General features: G+C 64.9%; 12 protein-coding genes. 9 read left to right on the top strand and 3 right to left on the bottom strand.

Translation table 11 applies throughout. From position 1 onward, the window contains the following. The first annotated feature begins 82 nt into the window (after nt 1-82). The gene (locus ACO056_RS14970) at nt 83-280 is read left to right on the top strand and encodes a hypothetical protein (protein WP_421848118.1); all 198 of its coding nucleotides are present in this window, start codon (nt 83-85) and stop codon (nt 278-280) included. 2 nt (nt 281-282) lie between these two features. On the opposite strand, the gene ACO056_RS14965 is transcribed toward ACO056_RS14970, so the two are convergent. Further along, entirely contained in the window at nt 283-1719 is a 1437-nt protein-coding gene (locus tag ACO056_RS14965) for a M20/M25/M40 family metallo-hydrolase (protein ID WP_421848116.1), read from the bottom strand. Nucleotides 1720-1862: 143 nt separating this feature from the next. Here ACO056_RS14965 and ACO056_RS14960 point away from each other — a divergent pair, with 143 nt between their 5' ends. Further along, nucleotides 1863-4265: a TonB-dependent receptor gene (locus ACO056_RS14960; protein ID WP_421848114.1), complete on the top strand. Its 2403-nt coding sequence runs from the start codon at nt 1863-1865 to the stop codon at nt 4263-4265. Nucleotides 4266-4339: 74 nt separating this feature from the next. Then, nucleotides 4340-5407 carry a hypothetical protein gene (locus tag ACO056_RS14955; protein WP_421848112.1) on the top strand — a complete coding sequence of 356 codons (1068 nt, stop codon included), beginning with the start codon at nt 4340-4342 and terminating at the stop codon, nt 5405-5407. 3 nt (nt 5408-5410) lie between these two features. Here ACO056_RS14955 and ACO056_RS14950 read toward each other — a convergent pair whose 3' ends face one another. Then, nucleotides 5411-5938, bottom strand: a complete 528-nt coding sequence (locus ACO056_RS14950; protein ID WP_421848110.1) for a hypothetical protein — start codon at nt 5936-5938, stop codon at nt 5411-5413. Between the two features lie 100 nt (nt 5939-6038). Between ACO056_RS14950 and ACO056_RS14945 the strand changes: the two genes are divergently transcribed. The 5 genes from ACO056_RS14945 to ACO056_RS14925 all read left to right on the top strand — a co-directional run bounded on the left by ACO056_RS14945 (nt 6039) and on the right by ACO056_RS14925 (nt 10712). Beyond that, nucleotides 6039-7946 carry an NAD(P)-binding protein gene (locus tag ACO056_RS14945; protein WP_421848108.1) on the top strand — a complete coding sequence of 636 codons (1908 nt, stop codon included), beginning with the start codon at nt 6039-6041 and terminating at the stop codon, nt 7944-7946. Nucleotides 7947-8031: 85 nt separating this feature from the next. Next, complete coding sequence (locus ACO056_RS14940; protein ID WP_421848106.1) at nt 8032-8655, top strand: glutathione S-transferase family protein; 624 nt, start codon at nt 8032-8034, stop codon at nt 8653-8655. A gap of 95 nt (nt 8656-8750) precedes the next feature. Continuing rightward, nucleotides 8751-8918, top strand: a complete 168-nt coding sequence (locus tag ACO056_RS14935) for a hypothetical protein (protein WP_421848104.1) — start codon at nt 8751-8753, stop codon at nt 8916-8918. 30 nt (nt 8919-8948) lie between these two features. Continuing rightward, complete coding sequence (locus ACO056_RS14930) at nt 8949-9515, top strand: hypothetical protein (RefSeq protein WP_421848102.1); 567 nt, start codon at nt 8949-8951, stop codon at nt 9513-9515. Between the two features lie 54 nt (nt 9516-9569). Beyond that, on the top strand, nt 9570-10712 hold the full coding sequence (locus ACO056_RS14925) for a M42 family metallopeptidase (RefSeq protein WP_421848100.1): 1143 nt from the start codon (nt 9570-9572) through the stop codon (nt 10710-10712). Nucleotides 10713-10790: 78 nt separating this feature from the next. Here ACO056_RS14925 and ACO056_RS14920 read toward each other — a convergent pair whose 3' ends face one another. Continuing rightward, the gene (locus ACO056_RS14920; RefSeq protein WP_421848098.1) at nt 10791-13052 is read right to left on the bottom strand and encodes a TonB-dependent receptor; all 2262 of its coding nucleotides are present in this window, start codon (nt 13050-13052) and stop codon (nt 10791-10793) included. A gap of 352 nt (nt 13053-13404) precedes the next feature. On the opposite strand from ACO056_RS14920, the gene lepA reads away from it, so the two are divergent. Further along, nucleotides 13405-15207: a translation elongation factor 4 gene (gene lepA, locus ACO056_RS14915; RefSeq protein ID WP_421848096.1), complete on the top strand. Its 1803-nt coding sequence runs from the start codon at nt 13405-13407 to the stop codon at nt 15205-15207. Nucleotides 15208-15212: the final 5 nt, after the last annotated feature.

The following is a 15212-nucleotide window of genomic DNA, read 5'->3' as shown; positions in this document are numbered from 1 at the left end:
CTTTCCGACCAATCTGGCTCGCCGTGACGGAGCCGATTTTGGCCCAGCGCAAGGATCGAGGAGGGAGCTATGCTTGCCCATAGTGACCGACGAGAGACGCTGCGATGGGCCAAAAGCGGCCCGCCCCTTCGGGGTTGCGACAGGAAGCCCCTCGGCCAAATGTCTCTATGGCAGCGTCGCGCCGCTGGCACGGGCTACCAGCCCGCACTGCGCGGCGCTCCTTGCCGATGGGCTTCCTGACGCAATCACGGTGAACCAGATTGGTCGGAAAGTGCTCTAGGCTCATTCCTGCGCGGCGTAGGCCTTCACGAGATCGTGGAGGAAATCGCGCGCGATATAGGCTGATTGCACCGAGTGCCGTTCGTTGAGCCCGTGGAGCCCGTTGCCATCGGGATCGGCCAGTGGGCCGGGCACACCATACGTGGGGATGCCGAGCGGGCCGAGGTATGTCGCATCCGTCGCGCCGGTCATCATCGCAGGCACCAGCGGCACGCCGGGATAGTAACGTGCGGCAAGCTTCTCCGCCGGGCCCAAGATGCGCGGATCGAGCGGCGGGGGGACTGCAAGGGGGCGCACGCGGCCCACCGGAGTGACGGTCGCCCGCGCATCGCCGATCGCCGCAACGAGCGCGGCGCGGGTCGTGTCGCCATCCTCGCCGGGCACGATGCGGCAGTTGATATTGGCCTTGGCGCGCTGGGGCAGGGCGTTGGCGGCGTGGCCGCCCTCCAGCAGCGTCGCGACGCAAGTGGTGCGCAGCATCGAATTGAGCGTGCGATCGGCGGCCACCGCCGCTTCTGCCGCATGGTCCGCCGGATCGGCGGCAAGCCGCGCCATCGCTGCCCCCAGCGCATCCCCGCGCGCCGCACCGACCTTGGCGAAATAGGTGCGTGTCGTATCGTTGAAATGCACCGGGAACTTCTGCGCGCGCACCCGTGCCAGCGCATCGGCCAGCTCGTAGATCGCGTTGTCGTCCACCGGCACCGAACTGTGCCCGCCGGGGTTGGTCGCCTGGACCTCGAAATTGCGATTGGCCTTCTCGCCGGTCTGCATCGACTGGCTGAGCACTCTGCCGTGGCCGTCGGTTGCCCCGCCGCCGCCCTCGTTGAGCGCGAAAGCAGCGGCGATCAGGTCGGGGCGGTTGTCGGCCAGCCACTTGGCCCCGTTCATTCGCGCGCCGGATTCCTCGCCGCAGGTGAGCGCGAGCTTGATCGTGCGCTTTGGCTTGAAGCCCTCGGCCTTGAGGCGGATCAGCGTGTCGATCCAGATCGCGTCGAGCACTTTCATGTCCGCTGTGCCGCGCCCGTAGAAGTAGCCGCCCTCCTCGATGAACCTGTAGGGATCGCGCACCCAGTCCTCGCGCCGCGCATTGACCACGTCGATATGGCCAAGCAGAAGCATCGGCTTCGCCTTTGCCGAAGTGCCGGGCACGGTGACCACCACCCCGCCATCGAGCGGAAAGGCCGGGTCCCGAAACGGCGTGATCTGATCCTCGCCAAAGCCCGCCGTGCGGAAGCGGGCAGCGATCTTCCCGGCGAGCACGGTGCAGCTGCCGGTGGCCACAGACGTGTCGGTTTCGACAAGTTCGCGGAACAGATCCCGGAACGCGTGCCGCCCGGCATTCGGCGCAGCGCCCGCACCAGCCTCGCCCGCAACCGCCGCCTGCGGCGCGATGGCCAGCGCCGCTCCCAACACGGCGGCGCGGATGGTTGCTGTCCTCATGATGCGATCTCCCAGTCTGCCGAGGTGATCACACCGCCGCGCCGGAAAGTCCACCGCCCCGCCGCAACAGGTAAAAACACTTCTGTAATCCCGCCGTCATCGCCGGTAGGTAGATCGGCGGGATCAGCCGGGGGCAATTATTGATGGGCAAAGCGAAGGTCTGGGCGGGTCGAGTTTCGGTCATCGCTATGGCGGCGGCGGGCCCACTTCATGCGCAGGCGGTAAACGGATCGCCGCCTGAAGATGCCTCGGCCATCGGCGCTCCTGGCGAAATCGTCGTCACCGCGCAGAAACGCGAGCAAAAGCTGCAGGACGTGCCGCTCTCGATCGTCGCGCTCACCACCGAGGCGCTGGCCGAGCGCAACGTGCGCAATTTCAACGATTACGCCAAGTTCCTGCCCAGCCTCTCCTATTCGAGCTATGGCCCGGGGCAGGCGGAAGTCTACTTCCGCGGCCTTTCCAACGGCAACCGCCTTTCCACCGGCTCGCTCCCCACCGTCGGCGTCTACCTGGACGAGCAGCCCGTCACCACGATCGGCTCGACCGTCGACGTCCACGTCTACGACATCGCGCGGGTCGAGGCGCTGTCCGGCCCGCAAGGCACGCTTTTCGGCGCGAGCAGCGAGGCGGGCACCTTGCGCATCATCACCAACAAGCCCGATACCAAGGCGTTCTCGGGCTCGGTCGATCTCACGGCCAACACGGTCGTAAATGGCAAGGCGGGCGGGATCGCCGAAAGCTATCTCAACATCCCGCTGTCCAGCCGCGCCGCGCTGCGCGTGGTCGGCTTCTACCAGTATGACGGCGGCTACATCGACAATATCCGCGCGCCCCGCGGCGTGCGCTATCCCACCTCCGGCGTGGTGCGCGACAACAGGGCGCTGGTCGGCCGGGACCAGAATTCGATCGATTCCTACGGCGGCCGCGCCGCCTTGAAGGTCGATCTCGACGACAACTGGACCGCCACCGCCGGCGTGATGGGCCAGCACCAGACCTCGAACGGCACTTTCGCCTACAAGCCCTCGCAAGGCGATCTCGCGATCAGCCGCTTCTTTCCCGAAGCGCAGAAGGACGAGTGGTATCAGGCCAGCCTCGCCATCGAAGGCAAGCTCGGCCACTTCGACCTCACTTACGCAGGCGCCTATTTCGAGCGGAAGGCCGAATATACCTCCGATTATTCGGACTACGCCTATCTCTACGATACCTACTACGCCAGCACGCCGGATTATTTCGGCAATAATTTCAAGGATAACGCGGGCAATCTGATCAGCCCCGCGCAGACGGTCAGCCAGAGCGAGCATTTCACCAAACAAAGCCATGAACTGCGCATCGCCTCGCCCTCCAGCGACCGGCTGAGGATCGTGGCGGGCGTGTTCTACCAGCGCCAGACCAACAACTGGCGCAACCTCTACACCGTGCCGAACCTTGCGGACACGCAGTCCGTCACCGGTCTGCCGGGGGTAAACTACGCCAACATCCAGTTCCGCACCGACCGCGATTATGCCGCCTTCGCCGAAGCCGCGTTCGACATCGTGCCAACGCTGACCCTGACCGGCGGCCTGCGCGGCTACAAGTACGACAACAACGTCGTTGGCTTCTTCGGCTTCAACGCCACCCGCAGCGCGGTGGGCGAGGCGCTGTGCTTCCCCGCAACCATCGGCGCCTATGGCACGCAGCGCCCCTGCGACAACATCAACACCAAGGCCACCGGCTCGGGCGTGCGGCATAAGCTCAACCTCAGCTGGAAGCCCGCGCCCGGCAAGCTGCTCTACGCCACCTGGTCCACCGGCTTCCGCCCCGGCGGCATCAACCGCCGCCCCACTGCGCCGGCTTACGCGGTGGAGAAGCTCACCAACTACGAGATCGGCTGGAAGACGAGCTGGCTCGGCGGCAAAGTTCTGTTCAACGGCGCGCTGTTCCTTGAGAAGCTTAACCAGGCGCAGTTCGCGGTTACCAGCGATCAGAACGGCATCACCGATATCGTCAACGCCGGCCGCGCCCGGTCGAAGGGTATCGAGGCCGATCTCACGGTCAGGCCCACGCGCGGGCTCTCGTTCCAGGTCTCGGGCACGTATGCCGATGCGGTGATCACCACGGACCTCTGCAAATATACCAATGCTGCGTTCGATTGCACGGTGCCCAGCCCATCGGGCAACCCCAATGCCTTGCGCGCGCCTGCCGGCACGCGCTTTGCCGGCAGCCCGCGCTTCAAGCTTTCGGCGATGACGCGCTACGAATTCCCCCTCGGCAAGTTCGACGCGTTCTTGCAGCTGGCCGCGTTCCACCAGTCGACCGTCACGTCCTCGCTCGATGTCGAGGAAGCGCGCCTGATCGGCCTCCAGCCCGCCTATACCACGCTGGACCTCTCCACCGGGGTGAGCCGCGATAACTGGTCGGCCTCGCTCTCCATCGAAAACGTGGGCGACAAGCGCGCGCAGCAAAGCCGCAGCGCAACGTGCGCGATCGCACTGTGTGGGCCGGATTCGATCGTGGTCTACCCGCTGCGCCCCCGCTTCGTGAGCTTCCGCGTGGGCCGAAGATTCTAAGGGCCAAAAAAGCCCGTTCGTGTCCAGCGAAGTCGAGACACCGCAAGCCGCGGTGCATTCAGGGAGTGACAGAGATGCACCGGATCGTTCTTGCCCTCGCGCTGCTGTTCGCTCCTGCACTGGCCCCGGAATTGGCCCGCGCCGAAGCCCCCGCCGCCGGCCAGCGCCTGATCCTCGTCACCATGGACGGCACGCGCTGGCAGGAAGTGTTCCGCGGGCCGGACAAGGCGCTGGTCGCAGAGCCGAAGTTCACCCATCCCGATTGGAAGGAAACGGTCGAGAAGGCGTGGAGCACCGGCGCGGCGGTCATGCCCTTCGTCCACAGCCTGCCCGCTGCGGGCGGCGTGCTTTATGGCAACCGCGATGCGGGCGAATGCATGCGCGTCACCAATCCGATGTGGTTTTCCTACCCCGGCTACAACGAATTGCTCACCGGCCGCCCCGATCCTGCGATCACCAGCAATGACAAGATCTGGAACCGCAACACCACGTTCCTCGAATGGCTGAACCGCCGTCCGGCCTTTGCCGGGCACGTGCGGATGTACGGAACCTGGGACGTGTTCCCCTACATCATCAACGACAAGCGCAGCGGCGTTCCGGTAAATGCAGAGAGCGCCGGCGCACACCCCACCGAAACGCGCACGATGCGCGATGCGCAGGCAGCGCTGCGCTCGGCAGCCGATATGCGCGTGCTCTACGTCGCACTCGGCGATACCGACGAGTTCGCGCATGAAGGTGATTATGCGCAAGTTCTCGCTGCGATGAACCGCGATGATGATTTCATCGCCGAGCTCTGGCGCATGGCGCAGGCCGATCCGGCTTGGCGCGGGCGGACCACGCTGATCGTCACCACCGATCATGGCCGCGGCGCCAAGCCCGGCGCGGCCTGGACCGAACACGGCAGTGCCGCTGCCTGGAAGCTCGCCCCGGCAGACTACACGATTGCCGATCCCGAAGGCTTCCCCGGCTCGGACGCGATCTGGCTCGCCGCCATCGGCCCCGGCGTTCGCCCCGCCGCTGCGGGCACTGACTGCCTCACCCAGAGCCAGATCGCCGCCAGCGCGCTCACCGCGCTGGGCGAGGACTGGAAGGCCTTCGACGCCGGAGCGGGAGCCCCGCTGCCATTCTTTGGCGGGCGCTAGTACTTACTTCCGCCGCACCCACTTCAGATCATAATCCGTGGTCCACGTCTTGCCGCCGTCCTCGGTCCCCGTCGCCAGTTCGCGGATCGTCCCGTCGGGCATCAGCGTCAGCGTCCAATGGCGCAGCCGCACTTTTCCGCCGGGCAGGGGCTTCTCGGTCACGTAGAGCATCTCGCCCGGCTTCGCGAGATTGCCGCGAAACACCGTGGCGGCACCGTCATCGGTTGCCCAGGTGTAACCCCATGAGCCAAGCAGCCGCGAATAGTTGAACAGGCCGATGCCGTTGCCGGTGGGTCGGCCATCGGCGCGCTTCCAGTGCTCCTCGATCACGCAATCGTTGAGGATCAGGCTCATCGTCACTTCGTCGGTCTTCTTGTCGCCGGTATAGACATCCCAGCTGCCCACCGTGAAATCCTGCTCGCGGAACTTCGCATCGTTGCGGCAGGTGTCCGCCGGAGAGGCAGGCGCCTGGGCTGCTCCGGGCGCGACAACGAGGACAGCAAGGGCGGCGGCAAGCAGCGGGCGGTACATCGGCGGTCTCCTGTTCAGGCTCGCCCGTGATGAGGCCGCAATTTGGGCGATTGCGCAAGGCTGCTTTGCGATTACAAATCATGGCGCAGCGGCGGGCTGAATGGGGGACAATGCGATGGTGGAATGGTCGGACAAGGAACTGGGGCTGCATCTCCCCATCGCGCGGCGCGATTTCATCGGCGGTGTCGCAGCCGGTGCTGCGCTCGCGGCGGCGCCTTCCGCTTTGGCCCAGGCGGCCTCGGCTCCGGCTTCGGCCGATGCTGGCAGCGCCGATTATCCCCCGCTCAAGCAGGGCCTGCGCGGCCAGTATCCCGGCTCCTTCGAAGCCGCGCACATGGCGCGCGACGGCGATTTCACCGGCGCCCTCGCGGCCGAGGACAGCGGCGAACACTATGACCTCGTCATCGTCGGTGGCGGCATTTCGGGTCTTTCGGCAGCGTATTTCTACCGGCAGGCGCTGGGGGATGATCGCAAGATCCTGATCCTCGACAATCACGACGATTTCGGCGGCCACGCCAAGCGCAACGAGTTCCACTACGAGGGCCGCACCATCCTTGCCTACGGCGGCACGATGAGCATTGAATCGCCGTTCCCCTACAGCTTCACCTCAAAGAAGCTGCTGGCAGATCTCGGCGTCGATCTGACGAGCTACGAACGCTACGAAACCAAGGCCTACGATGGCCTCGGCTCGGCCACTTTCTTCGACAAGGAGCACTTCCTTGCCGACAAGCTCGTTACCGGAACCGGCAAGAAGCCCTGGCCGCAGTTCTTCGCCGAAGCTCCGCTCACCGGCACGGTGCGGGCGGACCTCACCCGGCTCTACACTGACAAGAAGAACTACCTGCCGGACATGAATCCCGAAGCGCGCGCCGAATACCTGCGGCATATCAGCTATCAGGATTACCTGACCAAGCACGCCGGGGTCCTGCCCGAAAGCCTGCCGTTCTTCTCCGGCCAATACTTCCGCAACAACAAGCGCGTCGATACGCTGCCCGCGTGGGAAGCTGCGCTCGGCGGGCGCATGCCGGGCTTTGCGGGCATGGACCTGCCCGAGCAGATCACCGCCGAGGCGCAGCATTTCCATTGGCCCGATGGCAACGCCACCGTCGCGCGCCTCCTCGTCAGCCGCCTCATTCCCGGCGCGTTCCCTTCAGCCAAGCTGGATCAGGAAAGCATCGTCCTCGCGCCCGCGCGCTATGCCGCGCTCGATAATCCGGCCAATCCCACGCGCCTGCGCCTCTCCAGCATGGTCATCCGCGCCGAACATATTGGCAAGCCCGCGCGCCAGACCGAGAAAGCCGTGCGCGTCATCTATGTGAAGGATGGCAAGCGCGTTTCGGTCACCGGGGCCAATGTCATCATGGCCTGCTTCAACATGGTGATCCCCTTCATCGTGCCCGATCTTCCGCCTGCGCAGAAGGAAGCGCTGCACTACGCGTCCAAGGTGCCGATGCAGTATACCAATGTGCTGGTGAAGAACTGGCGCCCCTGGGCCAAGCTCGGCGTCAAATCGATCGGCGCGCCCAATGGCTACCATATCGGCGCCTCGCTCGATACGCCGATGGCCATCGGCGGCTACGCCAGCGCGGTGACGCCGGACGAGCCGGTGGTGATCCACATGGTGCGCAACCCCAACCAGCCGGGCCTTCCCCGCAAGGAGCAGAACCGCCTCGGCCGGGCGATGATGCTCGCCGAGGAATACTCCGCAATCGAACGCGAGATCCGCCTGCAATTGCAGCGCATGCTGGGCGGCGCGGGCTTCAACGCTGCGCGCGATATCGCCGCGATCACGGTCAACCGCTGGCCCCACGGCTATGCTTATACGTACGATACGCTGGGCGATCCCGACGTGCCCGATGAACTGCGCCCCCACGTGATCGGCCGCCAGACCTTCGGCCGCATCGCCATCGCCAACGCGGATGCCGCCGGCAGCGCCTTCACCAACACCGCCATCGACATGGGCGAGCGCGCCGTCCAGGAATGCCTCATCAGCCGGGGCCTGATCTAAAAACGTCCTCCCCATTTTTGCGAACCACAAATGGGGAGGGGGACCGCCCGCGTCGCGGGTGGTGGAGGGGTAAGCAGAACAACCAATGATCGAACTCTACCACTGCCACAACGCCCGCTCGTTCCGCGCGCTCTGGGCGCTCGAGGAAATGGGCCTGCCCTACAAGCTCCACATGCTGCCTTTCCCGCCGCGCGTCCGCACGCCCGAATATCTCGAGCAGAACCCCCTCGGCACGATCCCGCTCCTGATCGACGGCAGCACGCGGATGACGGAATCCAGCGCGATCCCGCACTACCTCGCCACCCGCTACGGACCGACCCCGCTCGCGGTCAGCCCTGATGAGCCTGACTACGGCCTATACCTCGATTGGCTCCACCGCAGCGAGGCGACGCTGACGTTCCCGCAGACCATCGTCCTGCGCTACACCCGCTTCGAACCCGACGAGCGAAAGCTCAGGCAGGCCGCCGACGACTATACCCAGTGGTTTTTCTCGCGCCTCAAGCACCTCACCCGTGCGCTGGAAGATGGACGCGAATGGCTCTGCGCCGGCCGTTTCACGATGGCCGATATCTGCACCGCCTACGCGCTCCTCCTCGCGATAGACCTCGGGCTCGACTACAAGTTCAGCCCCGAAATCGCGGCCTTCTGGCAACGCGCCAGCACTCGCCCCGCCTACCTCGCGGCCAATGCGGCGCAGGAGGCTGCCTGACCATTTCGGAGCATCCTTGCGTTGACAGAGGCAAGGGTTTGGCCAACCATTCTGCCCGGGCACGGAAGGCAGGGGGAAGTGCGTTGGACGCGAGCGTGAACGGGATGCGCGTCGATTTTGCCAAAGTGGATTTCGACCGCGCGCTTCCGCAGGATCGCACAGCGGTGATGGTCGCGATCCTGCTGCTGTGGTTCGCGATGCTGTCAGGCTTTCTGCCCGACATGATCGACCACGCCGGCGACCCGACGGCCAAGCCGTATTAGCCGGTCACGCATCTGCATGCGGCGCTCTCGGTGGGCTGGCTGGTCCTGCTGACATGGCAAGCCGCGCGCGTGCGCCTGTACGATATGGCCGGACATCAGCGCGTCGGCCGCCTGTTCGGCCCCGCAATGGCTCTGGCCCTGACGGTAACGGCAGTCGCCACTGTCTGGGCCGCTGACCATGCCCGCCTCGGCACGGCGGATTTCGTGCCGGCGCGGATGTCGTTTCAGCTGGGCCATATCATCCCCTTCGCGGTGCTCACTGGCGCCGCCTTTCTGTTGGTTCACCGGCCCGGCGCACACAAGCGGTTGCTGCTCCTCGGGCTCATCGCGGTTACCGATGCGGGCTTCAGCCGCTGGCTCGGCGTTCCGATCCGTGATCTGCTGGGGCCATCTGCGATCACGCAGCTCCTCGTCCGTTTTCCCGTCGCCTGGGCCATGATGGCCGCGATGGCGGGATACGACCTTGCCCTGCGCAGCCGTCTGCATCCGCTGTTTCTGCCCGCTGCGGGCCTGATCCTTGGGACGGAACTGCTTTCGCTCTGGCTGTTCTATCAGCCCTGGTGGCCGGGACTGGCCATCAGGGTGCTTGGCGGCTGACGGCTGACCGGCCATAACCCTAAGCCTGCAGCAACTATCTTCCCCGGAGCCTCGATGAAGCGTCTTTCCCTCGCCGCCGCCTCGCTTGCCATGCTGATGGCCGCCCCGCTTGCCGCGCAGGACAGGACCGCCGATCTGCTGCGCGATCTCTCCAATGCCGCCGGGCCTCCCGGGTTCGAGGAACCTGTCCGCAAGATCATGGTAGAGCGGATGAAGCCGCTCGCGGATGAACTGCGCTATGACGGGCTCGGCTCGGTCATCGCGCGGCAGGGCAGCAGCGGCCCGCGGATCATGCTCGATGCGCACATGGACGAGCTTGGCGGCGTCGTCCGCCGCGCCACGCCCGATGGCTTCCTCACCATGCAGATGCTCGGCGGCTGGCTCGATCAGGCCCTCGCCGGGCAGCGCTGGATCATCATCGGCGCCAAGGGTCCGGTCCACGCCGTCACCTCGATCCGCGATATCCACCTCGCGCAGGCGGATGAACGCGGTGCCCTCATCAAGCGCGATGCGGTGTTCCTCGATGTCGGCGCGAAGGATGCCGCCGGCGTTGCCGCGCTGGGCCTTTCGCCTGGCGATCCGGTCGTGCCCGATAGCCCGTTCCTCGATCTCAACGGCACCGGAAACTATGCCGGCAAGGCGTGGGACGACCGCGTCGGCTGCGCGGTGCTGCTGCTCGCGATGGAGCGCCTCAAGGCCAGCGGCCACCCCAATCAGGTGTTCTTCACCGCCACCGTGCAGGAGGAAATCGGTCTGCGCGGCGCGCGCACGTCCTCGGCGATCATCAAGCCCGATATCGGCATCGCCATCGAAGGCGGCGTGACGGGCGATTCCGGCGGAGCGCGGCCCGAGGAAAGCCAGGTCAAGCTCGGCGCCGGGCCCGGCCTGTTTCTCTATGACACCAGCGCGCTGCCCAACCGCAAGCTGGTCGCGCTCGTCAAGGATACCGCCGCGTCAGCCAAACTCCCCCTCCAGCTCGATCTGGTGCAGGGCTACGGCGACGACAGCGCTGAAATGCAAACCGCAAACGGCGGCGCGCCCACCGTCAACCTCGTTGTCCCTGCACGCTACACCCACGTCCACACCGGCGTGATAAGCCGCCGCGATTTCGATCAGACGGTCGATCTGGTCGTTGCGCTGATCAAGCGTCTCGATGCCAAGACGGTCGAGCGTCTGCGCGATTTCACGCCAGAGTAACCGGCATCTGTGCAAAGCCCTCTCCCCTTCAGGGGAGAGGGTTGGGAGAGGGGAACAGGTCTTACAGTTCCGACCAGATCAGAACTTCACGCTGCCGCGCACGCCGAAAGTGCGCGGGGCCTGGAACTGGTAGGTATCCGCGCCCGCATTGAAGTTCTGCGCCGCATAGGCCAGCACCTGCTTGTCGAACACGTTGCGCACGTAGGCCGAGACTTCCCAGAAGCTGTTTTCCGGTGCGAACTTCAGGCTGGCGTTGGCCAGCACATAGTCCGCCGAACGCGTATCGACGGTGTTGAAAACCGAATAATAGAAGTCCGAGGAATACTTCGCGTCGATCCGCGCGGTGAACGTGCCGAACGAAACCGGGATTTCCTGCTCGATCGCGCCCGAAGCAGTGAACTCCGGCGCGTTGGGCAGGCGGTTGCCGCCGATGTCGACTGCAACCGGCGGGGTCGAGCCGGTGTTGATCGTGATGCCGTTGCCGAACTTGGTGTGCAGATACGTCGCGTTGAGGTTGATCCGCGTGCCCTTGGCGGCCAGCGCCACGAGGCTGCCCTCGATGCCGAACACCTTGGCGCTGCCCACGTTGAACACACCCGAACCGCTCGAAAGCGCATCCGTGGTCTGCGATCCCTGGTAGCCCTTGTAATCGAAGTAGAAAACCGAGGCGTTGAGCTGCAGCGTGTTGCCCATCAGCGAATTCTTGGTGCCGATCTCGAACGAATCCAGCCGCTCCGGGCCGTAATCGACCGACGGCGCGCTGCCGTTGGAGTTGAACCCGCCCGATTTGTAGCCGCGATCGTACTTGGCATAGACCAGTGAACCCGGGCCCGGACGGTAGTTGAGGCCCGCGTGCCAGGTCGGCTCGCCCTTGCTGAGGTTGCCGTTGCCCGGCGTGGTCAGCGGGAAGGGCGGGCAGGTGCCCGGCGCCGGGAAGCCGTTGCCGCACAGCGGGAAGGCCAGCGCCGGCAGGCTGAGCACGGCATTGCCGGTGCGCACTTTCTTGTCCCAGGTATAGCGGCCGCCAAGGCTGAGCTGCAGCTTGTCGGTCAGCTCATACTCGATTTGCCCGAACAGCGCCTGCGAGCGGGTGAGGATGTCGTAGTCGAACTTGATGCCGTAGCGGTTCGACTGGTCGGCATTGGGTACGCCTGTCAGGAAGCCGCCGGGGCCGAACAGCGGCCCGGTCATGTCGAGGTTGAAGATCCCCGAATTGACGACGTTCTTTTCCTGGAAATAGAAGTAGCCTGCCTGGAAAAACAGCTTGCCGCCCTTGTTGTTGCTGACGCGGAACTCGTGGTTCCAGGTCTTGGGGGTTTCCTGCTGGCGGAACTGGCGGTTGGCCGGATAGCCGCCGGTCGCATCGAGCACGTTGCGCCAGTTCTGGTGGTCATAACCGCCGGTGTAGATGAAGTTGAGGCCCATGTCGGCGCTGTAGGCCAGCTCCCAGCGCACCCGGTCGCTTTCGAGCTTGGTCAAGGTCGGCGCGAAGCTGGTGAAGACCCTCGCCTTGCCGAAATCGGGCGTCGGCCCACCAAGGGGGCCGCGGAACTGCGCGTCGCCGTTCACGTCGCGGGAATCATGCTGATAGGAAACCCAGGCGGAAAGGCCATTGTCGCCCTTGTAGAGCGCCTGCACGCGGCCCGACTTGAAGTTCTCGTCATCGCCGTCGACTGCGGGACCGGGCGAACTGCGATAGCCCTTGTGGCTCAACGCCGTACCCGAGGCGCGAACCGCGAAGCCGGGCGCGAGCATGACATTGACGCCCGCCTCGCCATTGAAGGTCTTGTAGTTGCCCACTTCCATGCTGGCATAGCCGCCGGTGCGCATTTCGGGGCGATTGGTGATGATGCTGACGAGGCCGCCGGTCGAATTGCGGCCCTGCAGCGTGCCTTGCGGGCCTTTGAGCACTTCGACGCGGGCCACGTCATAGAACGACGAGTTGATCGTGAACGAACGGTTGGTGAAGAAGCCGTCACGCGTGATCGGCACCGAAGGATCGCCGATCTCGGTCACGTCGGTCGAGGCGATGCCGCGCACCGCGACATAGGCAGCGCCGGTCGAGTTGGTGACGTTGAGGCTCGGGTCGATCTGCGAAAGGTCGCGCACCGTGTTGACACCCTGATCCGCGAGCGCAGCGCCGTTATAGACGTTGAGCGCGATCGGCGTGTCCTGCGCGCTGGAAGCGACGCGGTTGGCGGTGACGACGATCTCGCCAAGGCCTTCAGCAGGCTTGGCGCCATCGGTACCGGCGGCCGCGGCGTCTTGCGCCTGTGCGGGCGCGGCAAGCGCGAAAAGGCTCGCGCCCAGCATGCATGCAACGGCTGTGGTGGACTTCATGGCTCTCCCCTTGGATTGGAATCTTTTTAGGATATTAGATTAGGAATGATCATTCTAATACGAGGAACTGAGACGGGCGTCAATATCGTCCCGAAACGGCGGGCGTTCGGGCGTCCGAGAGGGGCGCGCTGTCCTACTTGGGGCGAATCTGGCAGGGTCCGGGCATGGTCTCGAAGCCGCCCCGTTCCGAAGCGACCCGCGTGGAGTGTCTGATCGCCCTGGTCGATCAAAGTCCGCCCGGTGATCGAATGCAATTATTCCTCAGGACAGTGTCAACTGTGTCAACTTGGCGTCCCGGCCCCGTCCGGATGGGCCTGATGACACTGACGCCGCAGACTGCTAACGGCGCCTCATGACCGACCTTTCGCTGATCCGTAATTTCTCCATCATAGCGCACATCGACCACGGCAAGTCGACTCTGGCCGACCGGCTGATCCAGTTCACCGGTGGCCTTTCGGCGCGCGAGATGAGCGAGCAGGTGCTCGACAACATGGACATCGAGCGCGAGCGCGGGATCACGATCAAGGCGCAAACCGTCCGGCTCGACTACACCGGCAAGGATGGCCGCACCTATCAGCTCAACCTGATGGACACCCCCGGCCACGTCGACTTCGCCTACGAAGTCAGCCGCAGCCTCGCCGCCTGCGAGGGCGCGCTGCTGGTGGTCGATGCGGCGCAGGGCGTGGAAGCGCAGACGCTTGCCAACGTCTACCAGTCGATCGAGCACGACCACGAGATCGTGCCTGTCATCAACAAGATCGACCTGCCCGCCGCCGAGCCCGAAAAGGTGAGGGCCGAGATCGAGGAAGTGATCGGCATCGACGCCAGCCAGGCCGTGCTGACCAGCGCCAAGTCCGGCATCGGCATCGAGGAAGTGCTCGATGCCATCGTCGCGCGCATCCCCCCGCCGGGCGGTGATCGGAATGCGCCGCTCAAGGCCATGCTGGTGGACAGCTGGTACGACCCCTACCTCGGCGTCGTCATTCTCGTGCGCGTCATCGACGGCGTCATCAAGAAGGGCCTGCAGGTCAAGTTCATGGCCGGCGGCACCGAACACCTGATCGACCGCGTCGGCTGCATGCGGCCCAAGCTGCAAGTGCTCGATGAACTGGGGCCGGGCGAGATTGGCATCATCACCGCGCAGATCAAGGAAGTGGCGCAGGCCCGCGTGGGTGACACGATCACCACCGTGAAGCAGGGCGCGACGGTGGCGCTGCCGGGCTTCAAGGAAGTCCAGCCGGTCGTCTTCTGCGGCCTCTTCCCGGTCGATGCGGCAGACTTTGAAAAGCTGCGCGAAAGCATCGGCAAGCTGCGGCTGAACGACGCCAGCTTCTCGTTCGAAATGGAAAGCTCAGCGGCGCTGGGCTTCGGCTTCCGCTGCGGCTTCCTCGGCCTTCTGCACCTCGAGATCATCCAGGAACGCCTCAGCCGCGAATACGACCTCGACCTCATCACCACCGCGCCCTCGGTGGTCTACCGCCTGCTGATGACGGACGGGACGATTCTGGAGCTCCACAATCCGTCCGACATGCCCGATCCGGTCAAGATCGCGGAAATGGAAGAGCCGTGGATCAAGGCGACGATCTACACGCCCGACGAATACCTCGGTTCGATCCTCAAGCTCTGCCAGGACCGCCGCGGCATCCAGACCGGTCTGACTTACGTCGGCGGCCGCGCGCAGGTGACCTATGAACTGCCGCTCAACGAAGTGGTGTTCGATTTCTACGACCGCCTCAAATCGATCAGCCGCGGCTACGCCAGCTTCGATTACGAGCAGATCGGCCTGCGTGAGGGCGATCTCGTGATGATGAACATCCTCGTCAACAACGAGCCGGTCGATGCGCTCTCGATGATCGTCCACCGCACCCAGGCCGATCCGCGCGGGCGCCATCTCGTGGAACGGCTCAAGGACCTCATCCCGCGCCACATGTTCAAGATCCCGATCCAGGCCGCGATCGGCGCGAAGGTGATCGCGCGCGAAACGATCAGCGCCATGCGCAAGGACGTCACCGCCAAGTGCTACGGCGGCGACATCAGCCGCAAGAAGAAGCTCCTCGAAAAGCAGAAAGAGGGCAAGAAGCGCATGCGGGAATATGGCAATGTGACCATCCCGCAGGAGGCGTTTATTGCCGCTCTGCGCATGGGCGAAGAGTAGGGAGC

The organism is Novosphingobium sp. (assembly GCF_965228995.1).
In the GTDB taxonomy this organism is placed as follows: domain Bacteria; phylum Pseudomonadota; class Alphaproteobacteria; order Sphingomonadales; family Sphingomonadaceae; genus Novosphingobium.
The sequence above is the reverse complement of the archived record's forward strand: the minus strand, read 5'-3'. Positions and strand labels throughout refer to the sequence as shown.